The following is a 21,727-nucleotide window of genomic DNA, read 5'->3' on the forward strand; positions in this document are numbered from 1 at the left end:
AAACCAAATAACAGTATACGGAATTATTAAAGCATTAAGTTGTTTAGAAAATGAAAAACACAATTCAATGATTCCAACAGACAGCGAATTTACAAGACTCTATTTCATTTATGGAATCACGTTAATCTTGATTTTATGCGGACTAATATTCAAATCAAACAAGAAAGAATATTGGTGTCATTTTATATGTTATGCTTTGTACACCGCATTTATGGCCTATGTTTTTAGTGATGAAGAAAATTTTAGTGGTGGAGGTTCTTTAGTAGTCTTATTTTATGGTTTAGCCTTTCCTGTTGTACATTTTATTATCTATGGAATTATACGATTAATAAAATCTGTACTACCCAAAAGAACCAGCAAAAGCAAGGAATAATCACCTACTTCTTCTCACCTACTAAAACAACTCAACTCAAAACAACTTCTTCTAAATGAAAACCGTAGTAAAACCATTCGTACTATGTGGTTTCCCGTAAGATTCTTTATTGTTATTCTTTTACATTCGAAACTTCTAAAAAACACCTATAGTTCCGTTAATACTTCCAAATGGGCTGTATAAGCGAACAAAAGACACGTATATAAATAAGTTAGCAGCAAGGAAAACAAAAATATCAATGAACATTCAAGACAATACAAACCCATTATTTGATTCTCAGAGAGAAAAGTCTGGTGCAAAAACCATTGATAAATATCTTTATCAATATCATTGGGCTTTATATAAAGTAATTAGCGAACATGACGTGAGAGATGAATATGCTGTTTTCATTGAGTTACACGAAGATGTAGTTTTAAGCAACTCATTAGAATCAACTGATGCAAGATTCGAATTCAACCAAGTAAAAACCAATTCAACTACCTTTACACAATATCAATTGGTAGAAAAGAAAAAGAATGGAAGATCTGTCTTAGGTAAATTAATTGAAAGTGTAAAATCAAAACCATATGCTAATAAGATTAGTTCTTTAAACCTTGTTTGTACAAGTAGTTTTAATCTCGAGTTAAAAACAAAAGATGTTGATTTAAAAATCATTAGAAAAGAAGACTTATCTGACAAGCAATTAAAAAAATTAGAAGAAGCTATAAACAAAGAAATTTCTGTTTCAAAACTACCATCTTCTTTAAAATTTATTATTCCTGATTTTACCGACACTAATTATCAGAAAGTCTTAATAGGAGAAATTTCAGGGTTGATTAATCGAATGTACCCTGACTCCTACTTTAATGATGAATCCATTTACAGGGTTTTAATGGATGAACTTATTCGCAAAGGAAAAGTAAGTTACGACTTCACTAAATGGGATGAGCTATTGAAAAATAAGGCGCTCACGTCTGTTCAAGTAAATACTGTAATTAATGAGTTTACTAATATCAAAAATGAAGAAAAGATTTACGTCGAATTTAATAAAATTTGTACAGAAATAGGGCTTAACTCTATAAAATCAAAATTATTGAAGCGATCCTTTTCGAGATACAAAAGACAAAGAATTAGTAATAGAAGTAGCTTACAACATGATACAAGTGCTTTTTTTCAAACAAACATTGAATCAATAATTTCATCTGGAACCACGGAATTTCTAGATGTTATTAACCAGCTAAAAAATAAATTACCCTCTAAGATTAGAAAGCAGTTTTCATGTGAGAATGAGGTGACTTCCGCTATAATATGCGAATATATAATGATGGCGTAATGGATAAAAACAACTTTAAAATATTAATTAGAAATCTAAGAACTAAACAAAATGAAAAGCTTAAAATTCATACAACTGCTAGTTCTGTCAAATTCAACAAAGTCAGCAAATCAGTTCAAGTTCAGCAAAAATCTGAATCTAGTAACAGCAAAAGATAACAGTGTTGGTAAATCAACATTGATAAAGTTAATTTTTTGGGGGCTTGGTTGTGAACCTGAACTTGATACAACATGGAATGCACAAGACTGTAAAACCATAGTAGACTTTGAAGTTGACGATAAAATTTATCGTGTAAAAAGGTACAAAAATGAAATTTCTTTAAAAGAAGAAGGTTATGCTTATAGGGACTATCGTAAAATCACAGGTAGTTTTTCAAAGAAATTTGCACAGATAGTCGGTTTCAATGCATTATTACCCAATCAAAAAACTGGTTCGCAAGAAACTCCCCCCCCCGCATATTATTTTATCCCATTTTATATAGACCAGAAAAGGAGTTGGGCAAATGCATGGGATAACTTTGAAAAGCTAGGTCAGTATCGTGGCTGGAAATCTACAATTGTAAAGTACCATGTTGGTTTACTAAAACCAGAGCACTTTAAATTAGAATCAGAAAAGACTGAAAAGAAAGAAAATCAAAAAAACATTGAATCTGAAGTAGCAAAAATTGAAACAACTTTGGATGTTATTGAAAGCTACATTCCTGACGCTGTAAATACAGTAACGACAGTACCAGCAATTGACAAAATTACAGATAGTATTAAAAAAGATTTAGAATTGCTTCAACTAAATCAAGAAGAATTACTTCATAAAACAGCCATTAATAATTCTGAAAAATCATATTTATATCAACAGCAAGTCATGACAGAGAAATTAATCTCTGAACTTGATAAAGACTATAAGTATAGCGTTGAAAATATTGCGGAAGATGAAATAGAATGTCCATTATGCGGAGTTGTACATGAAAATTCAATAGTTAATAGAACTTCGATCATGACAGACAAAACACAAGCAGAAAACCAGCTTGATGAAATCATTAAATCTATAGATAAAGTTGACAAGAAAATCACTTCCAATGCAAAAAAACTAGAAGATGTTAGGTCGCAAATATCTGTAATCAATGAAAAATATGTTATTGAGGATGAAAGTGACTCAAAAATAGATTTTAATCAGATAATCGAAAGTGTTGCTGGTAACTCAATAAAAACCAATGTCAGTAAAACCAAAGGTTTTAAAAAAACGCAGATTGCTATTATCACTAAAGAAATAAAAGAATTAAAAAAAGAACAAAAGGCGTTAACCACTAAAGATGAAACAGATACTATCTTAAACTACTTTAATTCAACATTATCAAACTACATAAAGCAATTGGATGCTGAAGCTGTTAATCTCTCAGAAATTAATTCTCCATTAGATTACAACAAGGTTATAAAAGAAGGAGGGGCAGCTGAAGGAGCTAGGGCAATTCTAGGATATTATTTAACAATCTTTTCAATGGTAGAAAAGTTTGGTAATGAGACTAAATCACCTTTAGTAATAGACACTCCAAATCAACAGGAGCAATCTTTTACAAATTACGAAAAAATAGTAAATATACTTACAAGCAGTTTATTAAAAAAGAATCAAATAATATTAAGTGCTATGGAAAATGAACAATTGAAGCCTTACACTGATGAAGCTCATATAATAACATTGGATGACAAAAAACTACTGCATAAGGATAAGTATGAGTTAGTTAAAATTGAATTCGAATAAAACACTCAACTGCGAACAAAACCTATACACAAGGCCAAATCGGACACTGCGCATAACCAAAACATTAATACACATTTATACAAAAAATTATGACAGAAGAACAATATCAAAGAATAATCAAAAACCAAATAATTCTTGATAACAAACTTAATGGAGTAGTAAATGAATTGAGAGTGATAAAAAATGATATAAATGTAGCAATAAATAATCAAAAATTACTCGAACAATACGAAATCGATATTACTGAAAGATTAAAACGAATTGAAAACGCATAAACTACTTTGAAGAAAAAAAAATCATATAAAGATTATTTAGACAAAACTTTCATCGAGGAACTAAATTATAAAATTTGGTCAACTAAAGGAAGTAGATTTAATGCAAGTAAAAGACTTTTAAAGGTAGCTGAATTATCAAATTTATGTTTAAGTATGTTATCTGTTTATCTTATTGCTGTTGGACTTTTATCTGTTTATAACATTTATTCGACTGAATCTATCGACGAAAATTTGATTGCCTATTCTATAACCTGCTTATCGATATTATTATTAGTTTTTGGGCAAATTGAAAACGCCAAAGATTTTAGTACAAAAGCAAAGCAATATCACAATTGCGGATTAGAATTATCTAAATTATACAATGATTTAAGAATTTTCAAAACATTAACTGATAAACCAAAGTTAAAGGAAAAGAAAGAGTTTGCGGAACAAATTTCAAACAAATACGAACGAATCTTAGAGAGACATGAAAATCACGAACCTATTGACCATAATATGTTCAGAGCATCAAAGGCTGAATATCATGAATTGACAAAACATGATGTTTTTAAAATAAAAACTGACTATTATTTAAAAACGGGATTGATTTATCACGCTTTGATAGTACTACCGCCAATAATTATAATCGGACTTTTAATAAAAACTAACATTTAAATGACAACAGAAGAATTTGAAAAAAAATCTGAGATAATTAGAAAAGAAATTTTTAACGAGAGTCTTTTAAAGCAGCCAAGTATTTACTCATTAAAAAGAACAGGCCATGAGCTTTTAGAAATTGTAAAAAAAATGGAATCAGAAAATACTGAATTTATTCCTACTCTTCAGTCTTTGAAAATGGACTTAGATATATATTTAGCTGATTTAGAGGGAGAACTTCAGCACGATTATGATAAAAACAACAAAAGATATAAAGGAAAATGGTCGAATGAAAGCAGAAAAATTAGCGGATTTATTTCTCGATTAAAAACATATACTTCGGAAAAAGAAATGGAATAAAAACGTGTAGTAACAACGTCTATAATTTATTAATCGTTATCACTTAATTATCAATTTCTTACAGATTTTCTAACGTTCTTTCTTTATTTAGTAATTTAATATCATAACTAATCATCTAAAACAAAAACCCCACTTACGTGAGGTTCAGAATCAATAAAAATAAAACGAAGTATGTAATTATTAAAAATCAAAACGATAATTCATTTTAAAGGCTACTCCCCAATTGTTACGAGTGAGGTGTTGGCTATAATTGTCAGAAATTACGAGGTAGATATACGACAAAGGTTTGTACTCCCATTGCAAACGGCTGTTGATATTAAAATTATCAAATTGGGTGTTGTATTGCACATAGGTAGTCCAGTTCAAACGGTTGGAAAAGAATATCTCTCCTATAAAACGGGCCAAATGAAAGGTTTCACTTCCCAATTCGTTTAAATCAATTCCATTACGTTCATAACGTACTTGCAAACGTGCCAACGGCATAAATCGGTACTGCATGTTCAAGCTAATACGATTTTTGGTACCGCTATAATAACTTCCATAACTGAGATTACCACCGTACTGAAAGTCTTTATTATCAGGAGAAGCATAGCCCATGCCTGCATCAAAATATTTATAGGTATCTGCCACAATCGGATTTCCGTTTCCTAAAGGATCAAAAGCATATTTTAAATTCACATGCTCAAAACGAACTCCTCCATATAAAAACGACTGATCTTTAAACACCAAATCGTTGTTAATAACCAAAGTAGATTGCGCTACCTTTCCATCTTCATCCCAATAGGTATTATTCGATAGGTTCAAATAACGATGACGATCAAGATGTGCAGAGTTTTTGTAGAATTTTGTTAAACTAATACGTCCACTTGCCTGTGTATATCCTTCACGTACCACAGCGTCTGTACTAGCATCGTAATTGTATAAACGCGGTACAAAACCAACATCGGTTATATAATTACCCCCAACTTTTCTAATACCCGCATAACCAGACACATTAATCTTGTTATACCACATACCCAAATTGTAAAATTGGTTGTCTCCAGAAATCCCATCAGAAGCACTACTCGCAATATTCGCAACTCCCGTCCAACGGTTATTTCTCGATTGGTAGTTCACATTCATTCCTGAGATGCGGTTATAATCATCTTTAAAAGAAAAACCATCGGTTTCTTGTCGGTTAATTAAAAATCCTGTCGCTGTAAAACTTTTAGACAACTGTTGCTGTACCACCAAGGCACCATAATTTTGTGCAGGGGTATCTCCTTCTTCTTTAGTAGCCACATTCAATACTCCCAAACGTGTTTTTTCGGCAATATTTCCAGACAGTTTTAATCCGAAAGAAATCTCGCTATTGGCTCCAATTCTTCTAGAGTAAAAAGGATTCACTCCACTTACTCCTAAGTTGGTAAACAAATCGCTGTTTTCTAAAAAGAAATTACGTCGCTCTGGAAAAAACACCGAGAATCTACTTAAGTTGGTTACTTGCCTATCTACATCTATCTGAGAAAAATCTGGATTTATCGTTGCATCCAATTTTAACGATGAACTCACATTAAACTGAACATCAACACTTGGTTTGAGCATGGTATCATCCGTTCCATTAGTTACATCTTCCGCATAGTTCATCGTAACCGATGGCGTTACCGCAAAACGAGAAGTACTATTTCGCTGCAAGTTTTCTACGGTAAATGTTTTGGCAAAACGCAAATCAAACTGGTTATAATTTCTATCAATAGGCGTGCTGGTGGTCCATTCATTCAATTTGATATTTCGGGTATGAAACATCACTCCCCATTCAGAAACTCCCGCTTTGTACCCTAAAGTTTTGAGCGGTATAGACACTTCGTATATCTTTTGATTCCCTTTGGTAGACGTTCGTGCATTCCAAATGGTATTCCAACTGGTACTTACACGAAATCCATCGCCATTTCTCGACAACAAAGCATCGATCAAAGCACCTCCCATGTTCACAATAAAAAAGTACCCTGATTGCTGTTGATTATAGGTATCTAACATAATCGCAAACGAATCACTTTCTGCTCCAGAAACACCAATATCATCACGTTTTAAAGAACCTATTTGTACTTTTGAAGATGGATCATTATACACCGCGCTGATGTATAAATTCTTTCCGTTATGAAACATTTTTACCTCAGTTTGGTTAGGTGCTACCTCGCCATTGTTAGGAATATAGTTTATAAATCCACCTTCAGGAGTTAACGTACTCCAAACCGCTTCGTTTAACTGTCCGTCTAAATCTATGTGGGTATCGTTAAAAACAATGCGTCCTTTGGTAATATCTGTTTGTGCTTGTATTGACAGCGTGATGAATATGCACCCTACCAATAATATGATCTGTTTCATGTATTTCAATTAAAAAGTTGAACTTGGTGTTGGCAAACAACACTTCGGCGGGCTAAACTATAGCAAAGAGGTCCCTCCTATTTAAAAAGTAGACCAAGCAGGTTTTCTCGACTTTAGAAAGTGCTTTTTTAACGAATGTTGTTTTGGTCGATGTTATTTAGATTTCTAGCGACAAAACAGCAGATTTAAGCTACTTTTCCTTTACAACTTTAGTAATATTGTATTTTAGCACGCATATGACTAGCTTACAAAAAACACCCGCAATTTTTAAGAATTCAATCGTACACCATATCCTATTTTGGTTAGGTGTGTATGCCTACTTTATAGGTACCGTAAACATGAGCTATTATAGTGGGTATGGAGAAGTATTGAGTCATTATGCCATCTATGTTTTTTGTCAGATTTTAGTGGCCTATACCAGCTTGTATGCACTCATTCCTTGTTTTTTAAACACTAAAAAGAATGTGCAGTTTATAGGAAGTATGCTACTCTTATTAATGTTGGCATTTGTACTTTTTGTGGCGTATCATGAATATTACCACCTTCCTAAATATCATGAACCCAAAGATATGCCTTACGATTCCTATGGGATCTTTTGGGAAAAGCTATTAAACATTCGCATTTTTATAGGAAAATCTACCATCATCTTAACCCCTACCGTATTATTAATCATTGCGAAGTTTTACAAAGAAAAACAAGCCTATTTACAACTCAACGAACAGAAAAAAATCACTGAACTTTCTGCCTTAAAACATCAATTGAATCCGCATTTTTTATTCAATACCTTAAACAATTTATATGCTTTAGCTATTAATAAATCAGACGAAGCTCCCGAAGTAATTGCCAAGCTATCTGAAATGCTCGATTATATGCTTTATGGTTGTAATGAGAAATATGTGCCTTTGACCAAAGAAATTGATTTGATTGATAATTATTTAGCTTTGGAAAAAGTGCGTTACGGAGATCGTGTTGCAATTCGTTTTGAGAAAAACATACAGCCTGAAGTAAAAATTGCTCCTTTAATACTGCTTACCTTTATTGAAAATGCCTTTAAACATGGGGTTTCTCAAGAGTTAAAAAAAGCTTCTATCAACATTGTTATTTCGGTGGAAGGAAATCATATTCTTTTTAATATTGCCAACTCAGTTACAAAAAACGCAGCCAATTCTACGAAAGAAGCTATTGGATTGAGCAATGTTAAAAAACAGTTGGAATTGTTATATTTAGACGGATATTCTTTAAAAATTGAAGAAGATGCCAATTATTTTAATGTACACTTAAAATTACCCATCAAATGACCTACAAATGTTTAATTGTTGACGATGAAGCACTCGCGAGAGGATTGATACAAACACATTTGTCTCAACTAGATGATTTTGAAGTGGTAGCTTCTTGCCCTAGTGCCATTGAAGCAAGCAAAATTCTACAAGAAGAATCTATTGATTTGCTGTTTTTAGATATTGAAATGCCGGTATTGAAAGGAACCGATTTCTTTAAACATTTGGTCCACAAACCCAAGGTAATTTTTACTACAGCTTATAGAGATTATGCCATTGAAGGCTTTGAATTGAATGCAGTGGATTATATTTTAAAACCGATTACTTTTCAACGTTTTTTCAATGCCATAGAAAAGTTTAGAACCTTGCAAAGAGGTAGTATGGTTACCCAAGTAAGTAGTCCGCAACCTAAAAACCATTTTATTTTTATCCGAAAAGATCGCAAGCAGGTAAAGGTATATTTAGATGCTATTTTATATATAGAGAGCTTAAAAGATTACGTAAAAATTCACGAAACGGAAACACAGCATATAACCAAGTCGAGTATTTCTGCTTTTGAAGAAAAATTAGATGCTCGTTTTGTTAGAATTCACCGTTCCTATATTATCAATAAAGATCAAATTACGGCTTATACCAAAAATGATGTAGAAATTGGAAATATTGAAATTCCAATTGGAGAGAATTATCGCGAAAACCTAACTGACTTATAAACTTGCCAATACCGAATCGACCATTTTTTTATTGTAGGCATTTATCTTTTGATGTGTAGGCATCCATCCTAATAAAAATCGCATAAAATCGGTACAAGCCACTGGGTACATAGCTCTCCATTCTTGCTCTAAATCTTTAAAATCAAAAGTAAATTTCTGTTGTACAAAGGCCTTGTTCAATGCTTCGAAATAATAGTTAAGTAATGCTGTTTCATAACGTTCCAATTCGGCATTCGATAAACAGCTTCCCAAGAAATACCCTACGTCCTTCATTCCGCAACCACCTCCTACATATTGAAAATCTACTGCAGCCACTTGTCTACCTCCTTCTGAAAAACAAAAGTTAGCAAGTTTGGCATCGCCATGCACAAAGGTTTTAAACTGGCAATTGTTTAATACAGTATCAATAGCAGGTGCCTTTGCTTTTAATTGTTCATCTGCTATCAAATCCAATTCATCAGGTCGGGTAGCTAAATGCCAATAAGTACCTACTTCCCAAAGTCCTTTTGGTTGTTGTTGTAAAAACTGGATATGAAAATTTGCCAACCATTGTAAACACAGTTTTACCTCATCTAAGGTAATAGACATTTTACGCAAAGGATAATTCTCGTTTAAATCTTCCATTATAATCCATTGTTGCATTCCTTCGGTAAAAGATCCCATTAACTGAGGCGTTTTACAGTCATTGGAGCAGTGCTCATTATACTGTTGATACCAATATGTCTCTACCTGGTAAGATCTTACCTTTCGTTGATGTGAAAGATTGGTATTCCAACCTCTTGGGTGTTTGGCTGCTTGTTGTAAATCAATAAACTTTACAACTACCGTTTTAAAATCAGCATTTTCTAACTGAAAACGTACAATACGTCCATAACCACTCCATAAACTTTGAATGGTTTCTACTTCTTTACAATTGGAAGCTTTGGTGATTTGTAAAAGGTATTGAATAAAGTTCGAATTCATTGAAATTACTTGTGCTTGCGAAGATAGTATAAAACGAAACTAAGACATCAAGCATTGCATTCTTTCTAGTTTGAATAAACCTTTTAACTATTTAATAAACCTCTTACATAATACAATCGTCGTTCTACTATTCAATGCTTTAATATTTGCTCATAGTGGCGGACATTCTATTGAGTGGATTGAAGAATGAAGGCTGCATAAGTTACTTGAAAAAATAAAATAAAGAGAATTAATTTTAATTAATTACCTTACATTCAGTAAATTAAAATTGTATGATTACAGACCAAAGTTTAAAAAAATTCTTATCCTGTAACTATGAGGATTTAAAAAAAAGTGATTACAAATTTCTAGTCGAAAGTTATTTTAAAACTCATAGTAAAGAATGGTATGTAGAAAACGAAGATGAACCCATATTAAATCTTACTCAAAAAGAATTCATTTTCTGGGAACTTATTCGGCGCCATGCGATGCCACATGGTATTAAGGAACAGTTTTTCGATTTTAGTGGCTTTATTTTTCCAGATTTTGCAGGTATTTCTCTACTGCATAAGGAAATAAAGACTGTTGGTTTTGATTTTGATTTTTGGTCTAAGGGTGAAAAAATGGAATTTACATATGATGTTGATTTTTCATATGCTAAATTCTTAGGAATAGCTAACTTTAAAAGTGTTAAGTTCTCTGGAAATGTAGATTTTCAGTCAACAAAATTCTTGGGAGATGTAAACTTTCCTAATGCCCATTTCTTTAAAAAAGTAAGATTCTCAAGCACAGAATTCGATGGTTTGGCAAATTTTTCAGAGGCTCAATTTTCAAGTGAGCATCGAACAATATTCCGTTATTGTAAAGGCAAAAATTCCAGAGAAAATTCAGAAAACGAACCTTGGAACTATCAAATAGAATTTAATTTTAGCAGTGTAGAACTCAATAATATGGTGAGTTTTAAAAGAGTTCATTTTCATAAAACAAATTTTTCTGGAACCAATATTCCCAAAGATCTTCGATTTGAAGAGTGTAGCTGGGCAGGGACTAGAAGATTGGTATTATGGAAAGAGCATACAATTTTTAGACTTTGGAATAGAAATAATTCACATTTTAAAAATTATATTGAACGATATCGGCAAATAAAACTGAACTATGCTTCTTTTCAAGAATGGGAACTTTCTGGAAAGGCATATAGAAGTGAGATGTATATTCGACAATGGTTGGCTTTCTTTGAGATATTTAACTACAAGAAACCACTTATGATTCCTATTCGTATTATCGAATTTCTTTTGTCTTCGTTTTATGGGATTTTTTCAGGATATACTCAAAGTATAACAAAACCATTTATTTGGTTGATACTATCAACAACTTTAATCTTCCCTTTTTTCTATAGTGAATGCCAACTCATTGAGTTATTTGATTGTAATTATTCTAAAACATTAGAAACAAGTGCAAAGAATACTTTTCCATTCTATAGACTTGAGAATGATAAGTTCTGGGTAGCTTTAACTCAAAAAATATTTAGTAGTACACTTCTTGCTTTTTTTATTCTTGCTCTGAGAAAGAGGTATAAACAGTAAAAGTTTGAAGATTAGAAATAATTAGATTTGAACGTAAATAAAAACAAAAACCAAGCAAATGCTCGGTTTTTTTTATCTAACTATCTACAAAATAGTCTAACTCTTCTTCTTTTATAATATCTTCCATTATCCCTCTAACCATGTACGTCACATTGGTTATCAGCATCATATGTACCACTACCTTCTTTATCAATTCTTAAAAACAACATTACTTTCAAAACTTGTTTACCTGTAAGAGTATTTGCGAACTAGTACATTTCATTCCAAAAGACTTCATGAAATTGGCAGACAGCATTCTTGTTTAATATTTTCAAATATACGTATCAAAAACATTATTTTATTGAAGATACAACAATAAAAACAAGGTTAAACTTATACTATATTTAATAAATATTATAAAATATTAACAAAACATCAAAATGTTGTTATTATAATATTAATAGCTAATAATATCCTATGAAAAAAAACACCCCAGTTAAGATAGATTTGCTGATTATCAACACTTAACATAAAACAAACATTCAAAACCCTTCAAATAATGTTCAACTACTATAACACACAAACCTTCTAAATCAGGCATCTATTTTTCAATTTTTTAATAATACAAAAAATGAGTATCGACCTGTGTGATTGGACTCATAAAAAAACGCACAAAAAAATGTAAACCTCATAAAATGTAAACCTATAAGAACAAAAACAAACACCCAAGACTAAAAAAATAATTAATCAAACCTTTAACAACATAAAAACATGAAAAATAAATTCACATTGCTAATAGCATTCTTATTTGTTTTTTATTCCGGATTTTCACAAACCAACAACTTCTGGAAAAAAGAAGCTATTTCTTTACAAAATAAAACAAACCTTTCTTCCATAGAAACCTTTAGTTTAGAAATAAGAAAATTAAAAAACACATTATTACAAGCTCCTAAGATTAACAACTATACTGCGAAATCGAATCTTGTAATAACCTTTCCAAATGAGTTTGGGGAGTTAATCGAGTATCGCATGTTTGAAAAATCAAATTTGCATCCAGAATTGGCTAACAAATTTCCGAATGCTAAATCTTATATAGGTAGCTCTGTAAAAGAAAATAAATCTATATACTTAAGTGTAAATCAACACAGTATTAGTGGAGTAATTATCAAAGCCAATTCAAAACCTCAATACATTAAACCTGTTGACATACAAAATAACCTTTACACTATAAGTTCTAAAACCACAGAAGAAGAAGAAAAAGGTAACTTTAATTGTGGATCAGATAGTGATCGTCATCATCATAATTTAAAAACTAAGCTAGAATCAAAAACAACAGTACAACGAAATGCAAATGACGCTACGTTAAGAACCTATCGTTTTGCTATAGCTACTACCGCTGAATTTTCACAGTTTTATATCAATCAAGCAAATGTAAGTAACGGTACCGTTCAACAAAAAAAAGCAGCCGTAATTGCTGGATTAAACGCTACGTTAACCATCATAAACGCAGTATATGAAAGAGACTTAAGCGTTCGTTTTGAATTAGTAGCAAATAATGATGCTCTCATATTTTTAGACACTAATACTGATGGTTTTACACATGACAATAGCAGTGCTTTAGTAAATGAAGCTCATGGGGTAATTAGCAACACCATAGGAAATGCGAACTTTGATATTGGTCATGTAGTAGACTTATCTAATCGAGGTGGTTTTGGAGGACTCGGAGTTCTTTGCAACGATTCTAGAAAAGGAACAGGTGCTAGTACTGCTAACAACCCTACTGGTAATTTTTTTTATGGATTATTCCTTCATGAAATAGGTCATCAATTAGGAGCACAACATACATTTAATAATGCTTGTAATGGCAATAGAGTTAGTTCTAGTGCTTTTGAACCTGGTAGTGGTTCAACGATTATGTCATACTCAGGAGTATGCGCACCAAATGTTATTAATGACAGAGATACCTACTTCCATGCTAAAAGTATAGAACAAATGTGGAGCGTAATATCCAACACCAATTGTGCTACTCTTACGAATACAGGCAATACCCCTCCAACAGCAAATGCGGGTAACGACTTTACCATACCAAAATCTACTCCTTTTGTATTAAAAGGAACAAGTAGTGATGCCAACAACGCTGCTAATAGTTTAACACACACTTGGGAACAAATAGATGCAGGAACAGAAGCTATTTCTCCATATGCAATAACAGGACCAGCTTTTCGATCTTTAGCCCCTAGTTCATCAGCAGAACGTTATTTTCCAGCCATAGGAGGTGTTTCTAGTGGATATGTTTCTCAATGGGAAAGTCTTCCTGCTGTATCAAGAGAAATGAACTTTAGATTAACCGTTAGAGACAACCATAATGGTGGTGCAAGTACCGCTTCAGATGACGTAAAAATTACGGTAAACGATAATGCAGGGCCTTTTGTAGTTACTTCTCCTAATACCGATCAAATCATCTGGACACCTGGAACAAACGAAAACATTACTTGGGATGTTGCTGGAACAACTAGTAATGGAATAAATGCAACCACAGTAGATATTTTATTATCTATCGATGGAGGAATCACATTCAATACTACTTTGGCTTCCAATGTTCCTAATGATGGATCACATCAAATTACCGTACCCAATACAACCGGTAGCCAAAATAGAATTATGGTAAAGGCCACCAACCATATTTTCTATGATATGTCTAATAAAAACTTTTTTATCTCTAATGGTTCAGATACTGTAGCACCAAGCACACCAACAGGTTTAACCGCTACGAATCCTGATAATGATTCTCATATTTCAGCCAAGTTAAATTGGACTGCTTCTACAGACAACGTGGGTATAGCTGGATACATTATTGTACAAAATGGAGAAGAAATATTTACTTGGAACAGTACCAGTACTAGTGACCTTATTATGCGTGGTTTAAATGATGGAACTGACTATGCTTTTCAAATAATTGCTTTTGATGCAGCCGGTAATAGATCTGCCGCCAGTGCTGTTGCAAATGTTAAAACTACAGGAAACGCACCAACTGCACCTTTAAACGTTATTGCAACAAACATTACACAAACAGGTGCTTCATTAAGTTGGGACCCTTCCACTAGCCCAGGTACACACATTGATGGATATAGTGTATTTGTAAATGGCGTATTTACCCTTTATACAAAAGATGTTACACCTGATAATCTAACCTCAGCTGTACTTAATACCTTAAATCCTGGTAGAACCTATAGTATTACAATTGGAGCAGTAGATGGTAACAATATAAGGTCTCGAAAAGAATCTATTCCCATTGAAGTAACAACACTAGAAGACAACACACCTCCTTCTACTCCAACTAATTTAGTAGCGAGTGTTCCACAAGCAACTGGTGAAAACCCAGAAACTTCCGTAGATTTAGATTGGACTGCTGCTACCGACAATACCCGTATTGCAGGATATATTATTGAATGGGAATGGAACAACGGGACAGATTCATTTACTTGGAACAGTACAAGTGCAGCCATCACCATGCGAGGTTTAACCCCTGCAACTGCCTATACGTTTAGAGTAAGAGCTTTTGATGCTGCTGGGAATACTTCTGAACTTAGTGGACCTGCAACAATAACAACGGCAGGTACTCTTCCAAATGACACAACACCTCCATCTAATGTAACAAACTTACAAGTTAACAATATAACAACCACCACAGCTAACTTAACTTGGAATGCAGCTACAGATAATGTAGGGGTTACTGGGTATGATATTTTTAGAGGTACAGAAACTACTGCATTTGCAACTTCAACTACCAACAGTTTTCAACTTATAGACTTAACTCCTGGAAGTACTACCACCTATGTTGTAAAAGCAAAAGATGCAGCTGGTAATACATCTGTAAACAATAGTAATACAGTTACTGTAACTACTTTAGAAAATACAGACCCTACATATTGCGATATGAAAGGCAATAACAGTAATGATGATAACATTACAAATGTAACTTTTGCAGGAATCAATAAAACATCTTCTAATACTACTGCTGGTTATCATGATTATACAGATAATATTGCCAATGTTACTAAAGGAGAAACTCAAAGTATGACTGTCACATTTGTTGGGTGGCAAGGTGGAGACAATAACGAAGTATATGTATGGATTGATTGGAATAAAAATGGACTTTTTACAGATGCGGGTGAAAAATTTGAAGGAACTGGAACGGGTAGCATTCGTACCGTATCTATAACCACTCCGAATACCGCAACGACAGGAAATACAAGAATACGTGTTGTATTAGGCTATAATAATAGCGATGGAGACAACGCTTGTACGAATATTAGTTTTGGTGAAGTAGAAGATTATACTATTTCAATTAGCAATGGTGGTGGTAACAACGATACGACTCCTCCTTCAAATGTAACTGGATTGCAAGCAGAAAATATAACACAAACAACAGCTGACTTGACTTGGAATGTAGCAACAGATAATATAGGCGTTACTGGATATGACATTTTTAGAGGTACAGAAACTTCCCCTTTCCAATCAACTACCACGAATAGTTTTCAACTAATAGGATTAAGTTCTGGGAGTACTACAACCTATGTTGTAAAAGCAAAAGATGCCGCTGGTAATATATCAGTTAACAATAGTAATACGGTTTCAGTTACCACACTTACTGATACAACCAATCCGACCTATTGTGCGGCGGGTCATCAAGGAACCAATTATATAGCGCAAGTTACTTTTGGAAGTATCAATAATTCAAGTACAAACAATAGTTATACTAACTTTACTAATCAAAGTACTACAGTTCAAAGAGGTCAGTCTTTATCTCTTACGGTTACCCCTGGAATTACAGCAAACAACTGGTCTAGCAATGTCGTTGCTGCTTGGATAGATTGGAACAGAGATGGTACGTTTTCTATTGCTGAAAGAGTATTATTAAAATCTCCAGGAGTTGGTGGTCAAACCACTACTGTAACAGTACCGAATGATGCCCAATTAGGAATTACTAGATTAAGAGTACGTTATAGATGGGCTAGTAACCCTAACCCTTGTGGTACCTCATCTAATGATGGAAATGAAGTAGAAGATTATAACATTATAGTTAATGGGGGCAATGGAAATGATGATACAACTCCTCCTTCTAACGTAGAAAATGTTACTGTTGCAAATATTACACAAACAACAGCCGATTTAAGTTGGACTCTAGCAACTGATAATATAGGGGTTACTGGATATGATATTTTTAGAAATGCAGAAACTACTGCTTTTGCAAGTTCAACTACCGCTAGTTTTCAATTAACTGGATTGGCCCCAGGAAGTACTACAACCTATGTTGTAAAAGCAAAAGATGCCGCGGGTAATACATCAATTGCCAATAGCAATACTGTAACCGTAACCACACTTGGAAATACTACTCCAACCTACTGTTCAGCAGGTGCAAGTCCTACTGCGAATTATATAGGTCAAGTTATATTTGGTACTATAAACAATACCACGACTAGTGACGCAAGTTATTCCGATTTCACCTCTCAAAGCACTACAGTACAAAGAGGACAATCAGTATCTCTCACCGTAAATCCTGGAATTTCATTTTGGAGTAGTAATGTAGTAGCCGCATGGATTGATTGGAATCAAGACGGAACTTTCTCTACTACAGAAAGGATATTAATAAAATCACCAGGAACTGGAGGGCAAACAACTACCGTAACAGTGCCTAATGATGCTCAATTAGGAACTACTAGATTAAGAGTTCGTTATAAATGGGCTGGTGATCCTAACCCATGTGGAACCGCATCTAGCGATGGTGACGAAGTAGAAGATTACACGGTTAATGTAACTAATGCTAACAGTGCTAGTCCAGGGTTATTAACTGAAAGTTATACTAATAGTAGTAAGAAAAAGCCTAGTGTTTTTCCAAACCCATTTAATGAAAATGTTGTTTTAAATATCAACTCTTTTAAAAATTCAGCATTTAACTTAGGAATATACGATTTAGCTGGAAGAGAAATTTTCTTTAAACAATATAACGGTTATCAATCTAAAATTGAAAATATTGGTGATTATATCAAGGCTACAGGAACCTATATTATTAGAATAACATCTGAAAAAAATTCACAAGTTTTAAAAGTGATTAAAAAGTAAATTCTTAAAATATAACTTCTAATAACATAAAAGCTCAAGGTATTTAAATACCTTGAGCTTTTTATCTTTAAAATGATTTCCAAACTAACACATACGTTCTTATATAATATACTATAGTTTGGTTTTCATTAATAACTTGCTATTTATCAATAGAACCTAAAACACGTTGCATAAAGTTATTCAACGCTTCTTTTTTAGGAGTTCCTTCTTTCATCATCTTAGCAACTTCAATTGCTCCGTACATATTAGAAATTAACTCTCCAATAACATCCAGCTCTTCATCTTTTAAAGATGGAACCTCTGTTAAAGCTTCTAAGGTTTCGATGGTTTCTAATACATAATCTTGATCGTTCTCTTCTATAAAAGAAGTCAAGTGCTTAATTACTGGTAATTTCATATGTTATTTTTTATGGTCTCTACAAAGTAAATCGTATGCTATAAATAGATTACTTTGCTTTACTTGTATTGACAGTATATTATACTACTTCGTTTACCAATTCTTTTAATACATCAAACTTGTTTGTTTGTACTTGATTTACAAATTTTCCGTCTACAAACGTGGCAAATGTTGGTAAATTATCTACTGTTGCCAATTCTCTACTTCCTGGAAACTTTTCGGCATCTGCTATAATAAATACAGTGTTCTCATTTTCCGTAGCTAACTTCTTAAATTTTGGCTTCATAATTCTACAATTACCACACCAAGTAGCAGAATATTGCACCACTACAGTTTTATTATCGGAAACAATTTGTGCTAAATTGTCTTGATTTAATTCTTGTACCATAATTAATTTTATTTAATAAGAGTAAAAACTCAAAGATATGCTTGGGTAAGCATGTTAGAAGATAAGTTCGTGTTTAACATATTTGAAAAACACGAACTTAAAATTTATTAGTTTACAGCTAAGTACTCAGCAGTAGCTTTAGCGTTAGGTTGCATTGCTTGCTTTCCTTCTTCCCAGTTAGCAGGACAAACTTCACCTTTTTCTTGTACGTGTGTATACGCATCGATTAAACGTAAGTACTCATTTACGTTACGACCAATTGGCATATGGTTAACACCTTCGTGTACAACTGTTCCTTCTTCGTCGATGATATATGTAGCTCTATAAGTTACATTATCTCCCTCAACTTGTACAGTTCCAGTAGCCTCATCATACGTTTCGTTAGTGATATCTAAAATACCTAAGATTGAAGATAAGTTACGGTTGCTATCTGCGATTAATGGATACGTTACTCCTTCGATTCCTCCGTTATCTTTAGAAGTATTTAACCATGCAAAGTGAACCTCAGCAGTATCACAAGAAGCACCGATTACAACAGTATTTCTTTTTTCAAACTCTGGTAAAGCAGCTTGAAAAGCGTGTAATTCTGTAGGACATACAAAAGTAAAATCTTTTGGATACCAAAATAATACTACTTTCTTTTTGTTGTTTACTGCTTCTTCTAAAACATTTAACTTAAACGTATCACCCATTTCGTTCATTGCGTCAACGCTTAAATTTGGAAATTTCTTACCAACTAATGTAGCCATCTTTTAATTTTTATGTATTAATATTTAATTTAAAACGATGACAAAAATATTCGGTTTAAGGAGATAAAAAGCCTAAAATCAAAAATATTTTTTTATTCCAATATAAGATAATTCAATACTGAGCTATAAGTACTCTTTATCGCAAACAAAACAACTATATAAGAATCTGTAAAACAACCACTTAACAGTAAATCAAATCTTTAAAATAACTTTAACTTATGATTAAATAAAAAATATAGATAAAAATTATTCATTGATTTATCGTAAATTTGAGTGTATCTAACCTATAAAAAAACAAACAAATGACAGATGGTAAATCACACAACTCTAATGGTTTAGAAAAATGCCCTTTTCATAGTGCGCAAAAAAAACCTGCAGGAGGAGGAACTACCAACAGAGATTGGTGGCCCAATGAATTGAAGTTAAACATACTTCGTCAAAACGCTTCAAAAAACGACCCAATGGGAAACAGTTTTAACTATAAAGAAGCCTTTAATAGTTTAGACTATGCTTCCCTAAAAGAAGACCTTATTAATTTAATGACCGATTCTCAAGATTGGTGGCCAGCCGACTATGGACATTATGGTGGATTAATGATTCGTATGGCTTGGCACAGTGCAGGAACCTATCGTGTAGGTGACGGTCGTGGAGGTGCTGGATCTGGAACGCATCGTTTTGCGCCATTAAATAGTTGGCCAGATAATGGAAACTTAGACAAAGCACGCCTATTATTATGGCCAATTAAAAAGAAATACGGTAATAAAATTTCTTGGGCTGATTTAATGATATTAGCAGGAAACTGTGCTTTAGAATCTATGGGCTTTAAAACCTTTGGTTTTGCTGGTGGACGTGAAGATGTTTGGGAACCTGAACAAGATATTTACTGGGGTAGTGAAAACCAATGGTTAGGAAATGATAATCGATATGATACAAGTGATGGTGAATTAGAAGGACATTTAGGTGCAGTACATATGGGATTAATTTATGTAAATCCTGAAGGACCTAATGGTGAACCTGACCCATTAAAATCGGCACATGATATTAAAATTACCTTCGGAAGAATGGCAATGAACGATGAAGAAACCGTTGCTTTAGTAGCAGGTGGACATACTTTCGGAAAAGCACACGGTGCTGCTGATCCAGACAAGTATGTGGGTGTTGAACCTCATGGTGCTTCGATCGAAGAAATGAGTACTGGTTGGAAAAATTCTTTCGGAACAGGTGTTTTAGATGATGCTATTACTAGTGGTTTAGAAGGTGCTTGGACTCCAAACCCAATTCAATGGGACCATGATTATTTTGATGTATTATTAAATTATGATTGGGAACTCACCAAGAGTCCTGCTGGTGCACATCAATGGACACCTACGGCTGCTTCTAATGCAAGAATGGCTCCAAAAGCAGGAGATGCCAACGAAAAACAAGCTTTAATGATGTCTACAGCTGATATGGCTTTAAAGATGGATCCTACCTACAGAGAAATTTCAGAGCGTTTCCATAAAGACCATGCTGCTTTTGAGGATGCTTTTGCGAGAGCTTGGTTTAAACTAACTCATAGAGACATGGGACCTATTGATCGTTATTTAGGCCCAGAAGTACCTTCTGAAGAACTAATTTGGCAAGATCCAGTGCCAAAAGTAAACTATACCTTAAGTGAAAGTGATATCGATTCTTTAAAGAAAATGATATTGGCTTCTGGATTATCTGTTGGAGAATTGGTAAAAACTGCTTGGGCATCAGCCTCTACATTTAGAGGATCTGATAAACGTGGTGGTGCCAATGGAGCGAGAATTCGTTTAGAGCCACAACGCAGTTGGGAAGCCAATAATCCTGAAGAGTTAAACAAGGTTTTAAATGTTTTAGAAGGAATTCAAAAAGAATTTAGCGGTACTGTTTCTATGGCTGATTTAATTGTATTAGCAGGAAATACTGGAGTTGAAGAAGCTGCTAAAAAAGCAGGTCATGATGTAAGCGTTCCTTTTACTCAAGGTCGTGGTGATGCTACACAAGCGCAAACAGATTTAGAATCATTTAGTCATATGGAACCTTTGGCTGATGGGTTTAGAAACTATCAAAATGCCAAATTGAATGTTGCTGCGGAAGATTTACTTGTAGACAAGGCTAACTTATTAACTCTTTCTATTCCTGAAATGACCGCTTTGGTTGGAGGAATGCGAGTTTTAGGTACAAATTACAACGGATCTAAACACGGAGTATTCACTGATAATGTAGGGCATTTGACCAATGATTTCTTTAGCAACGTTTTAGACTTTTCTTTAACTTGGAAAGCTGCTAATAGTGAAGATAAAGAATTTATAGGAAGAAATAGAGCTACAGGAGCTATGAAATTTAGCGGTACAAGAGCAGACTTGATTTTTGGTTCCAACACCGAACTAAGAGCTGTTTGTGAAGTATATGGTGCAGATGACGGAGAACAACGTTTTGTAAACGACTTTGTTGCCGCTTGGACGAAAGTGATGAACTTAGATCGATTTGATTTAGCTTAA

General features: G+C 33.4%; 16 protein-coding genes. 11 read left to right on the forward strand and 5 right to left on the reverse strand.

The window, feature by feature from the left end; genetic code table 11:
• Nucleotides 1–67 precede the first annotated feature (67 nt).
• The 6 genes from ABNT22_RS14840 to ABNT22_RS14865 all read left to right on the forward strand — a co-directional run bounded on the left by ABNT22_RS14840 (nt 68) and on the right by ABNT22_RS14865 (nt 4,708).
• Nucleotides 68–373 carry a hypothetical protein gene (locus tag ABNT22_RS14840; protein ID WP_348717895.1) on the forward strand — a complete coding sequence of 102 codons (306 nt, stop codon included), beginning with the start codon at nt 68–70 and terminating at the stop codon, nt 371–373.
• 238 nt (nt 374–611) lie between these two features.
• Complete coding sequence (locus ABNT22_RS14845) at nt 612–1,685, forward strand: DUF4297 domain-containing protein (RefSeq protein WP_348717894.1); 1,074 nt, start codon at nt 612–614, stop codon at nt 1,683–1,685.
• A 51-nt stretch (nt 1,686–1,736) separates the two neighbouring features.
• Nucleotides 1,737–3,437, forward strand: a complete 1,701-nt coding sequence (locus ABNT22_RS14850) for a hypothetical protein (protein ID WP_348717893.1) — start codon at nt 1,737–1,739, stop codon at nt 3,435–3,437.
• An 89-nt stretch (nt 3,438–3,526) separates the two neighbouring features.
• The gene (locus ABNT22_RS14855) at nt 3,527–3,712 is read left to right on the forward strand and encodes a hypothetical protein (RefSeq protein ID WP_348717892.1); all 186 of its coding nucleotides are present in this window, start codon (nt 3,527–3,529) and stop codon (nt 3,710–3,712) included.
• 6 nt (nt 3,713–3,718) lie between these two features.
• On the forward strand, nt 3,719–4,366 hold the full coding sequence (locus tag ABNT22_RS14860) for an SLATT domain-containing protein (RefSeq protein WP_348717891.1): 648 nt from the start codon (nt 3,719–3,721) through the stop codon (nt 4,364–4,366).
• On the forward strand, nt 4,367–4,708 hold the full coding sequence (locus ABNT22_RS14865) for a hypothetical protein (RefSeq protein WP_348717890.1): 342 nt from the start codon (nt 4,367–4,369) through the stop codon (nt 4,706–4,708).
• A 180-nt stretch (nt 4,709–4,888) separates the two neighbouring features.
• On the opposite strand, the gene ABNT22_RS14870 is transcribed toward ABNT22_RS14865, so the two are convergent.
• Nucleotides 4,889–7,072: a DUF5916 domain-containing protein gene (locus ABNT22_RS14870; RefSeq protein WP_348717889.1), complete on the reverse strand. Its 2,184-nt coding sequence runs from the start codon at nt 7,070–7,072 to the stop codon at nt 4,889–4,891.
• Between the two features lie 236 nt (nt 7,073–7,308).
• Here ABNT22_RS14870 and ABNT22_RS14875 point away from each other — a divergent pair, with 236 nt between their 5' ends.
• The gene (locus ABNT22_RS14875; RefSeq protein ID WP_348717888.1) at nt 7,309–8,370 is read left to right on the forward strand and encodes a sensor histidine kinase; all 1,062 of its coding nucleotides are present in this window, start codon (nt 7,309–7,311) and stop codon (nt 8,368–8,370) included.
• Nucleotides 8,367–9,059 carry a LytTR family DNA-binding domain-containing protein gene (locus tag ABNT22_RS14880; protein WP_348717886.1) on the forward strand — a complete coding sequence of 231 codons (693 nt, stop codon included), beginning with the start codon at nt 8,367–8,369 and terminating at the stop codon, nt 9,057–9,059. Before ABNT22_RS14875 ends, ABNT22_RS14880 begins: the two co-directional genes overlap by 4 nt.
• Here the strand turns inward: ABNT22_RS14880 and ABNT22_RS14885 are convergent.
• A complete protein-coding gene (locus tag ABNT22_RS14885; protein WP_348717885.1) occupies nt 9,054–10,022 on the reverse strand; it encodes an oxidoreductase family protein in 969 nt (322 codons plus the stop codon). The genes ABNT22_RS14880 and ABNT22_RS14885 overlap by 6 nt on opposite strands.
• Before the next feature lie 272 nt (nt 10,023–10,294).
• Here ABNT22_RS14885 and ABNT22_RS14890 point away from each other — a divergent pair, with 272 nt between their 5' ends.
• Together ABNT22_RS14890 and ABNT22_RS14895 are read left to right on the forward strand one after the other, a co-directional pair.
• Nucleotides 10,295–11,584 carry a pentapeptide repeat-containing protein gene (locus ABNT22_RS14890; protein ID WP_348717884.1) on the forward strand — a complete coding sequence of 430 codons (1,290 nt, stop codon included), beginning with the start codon at nt 10,295–10,297 and terminating at the stop codon, nt 11,582–11,584.
• A 750-nt stretch (nt 11,585–12,334) separates the two neighbouring features.
• On the forward strand, nt 12,335–17,686 hold the full coding sequence (locus tag ABNT22_RS14895; RefSeq protein WP_348717883.1) for a GEVED domain-containing protein: 5,352 nt from the start codon (nt 12,335–12,337) through the stop codon (nt 17,684–17,686).
• Between the two features lie 139 nt (nt 17,687–17,825).
• Here ABNT22_RS14895 and ABNT22_RS14900 read toward each other — a convergent pair whose 3' ends face one another.
• The 3 genes from ABNT22_RS14900 to ABNT22_RS14910 all read right to left on the reverse strand — a co-directional run bounded on the left by ABNT22_RS14900 (nt 17,826) and on the right by ABNT22_RS14910 (nt 19,220).
• The gene (locus ABNT22_RS14900) at nt 17,826–18,083 is read right to left on the reverse strand and encodes a DUF6952 family protein (RefSeq protein WP_348717882.1); all 258 of its coding nucleotides are present in this window, start codon (nt 18,081–18,083) and stop codon (nt 17,826–17,828) included.
• A 79-nt stretch (nt 18,084–18,162) separates the two neighbouring features.
• Nucleotides 18,163–18,471: a thioredoxin family protein gene (locus ABNT22_RS14905; protein ID WP_348717880.1), complete on the reverse strand. Its 309-nt coding sequence runs from the start codon at nt 18,469–18,471 to the stop codon at nt 18,163–18,165.
• A 107-nt stretch (nt 18,472–18,578) separates the two neighbouring features.
• On the reverse strand, nt 18,579–19,220 hold the full coding sequence (locus ABNT22_RS14910; RefSeq protein WP_299107206.1) for a peroxiredoxin: 642 nt from the start codon (nt 19,218–19,220) through the stop codon (nt 18,579–18,581).
• A gap of 302 nt (nt 19,221–19,522) precedes the next feature.
• On the opposite strand from ABNT22_RS14910, the gene katG reads away from it, so the two are divergent.
• Nucleotides 19,523–21,727: a catalase/peroxidase HPI gene (gene katG / locus ABNT22_RS14915; protein WP_348717879.1), complete on the forward strand. Its 2,205-nt coding sequence runs from the start codon at nt 19,523–19,525 to the stop codon at nt 21,725–21,727.

This window comes from Tenacibaculum sp. 190130A14a (genome assembly GCF_964048965.1).
Taxonomy (GTDB): Bacteria; Bacteroidota; Bacteroidia; order Flavobacteriales; family Flavobacteriaceae; genus Polaribacter; species Polaribacter polynesiense.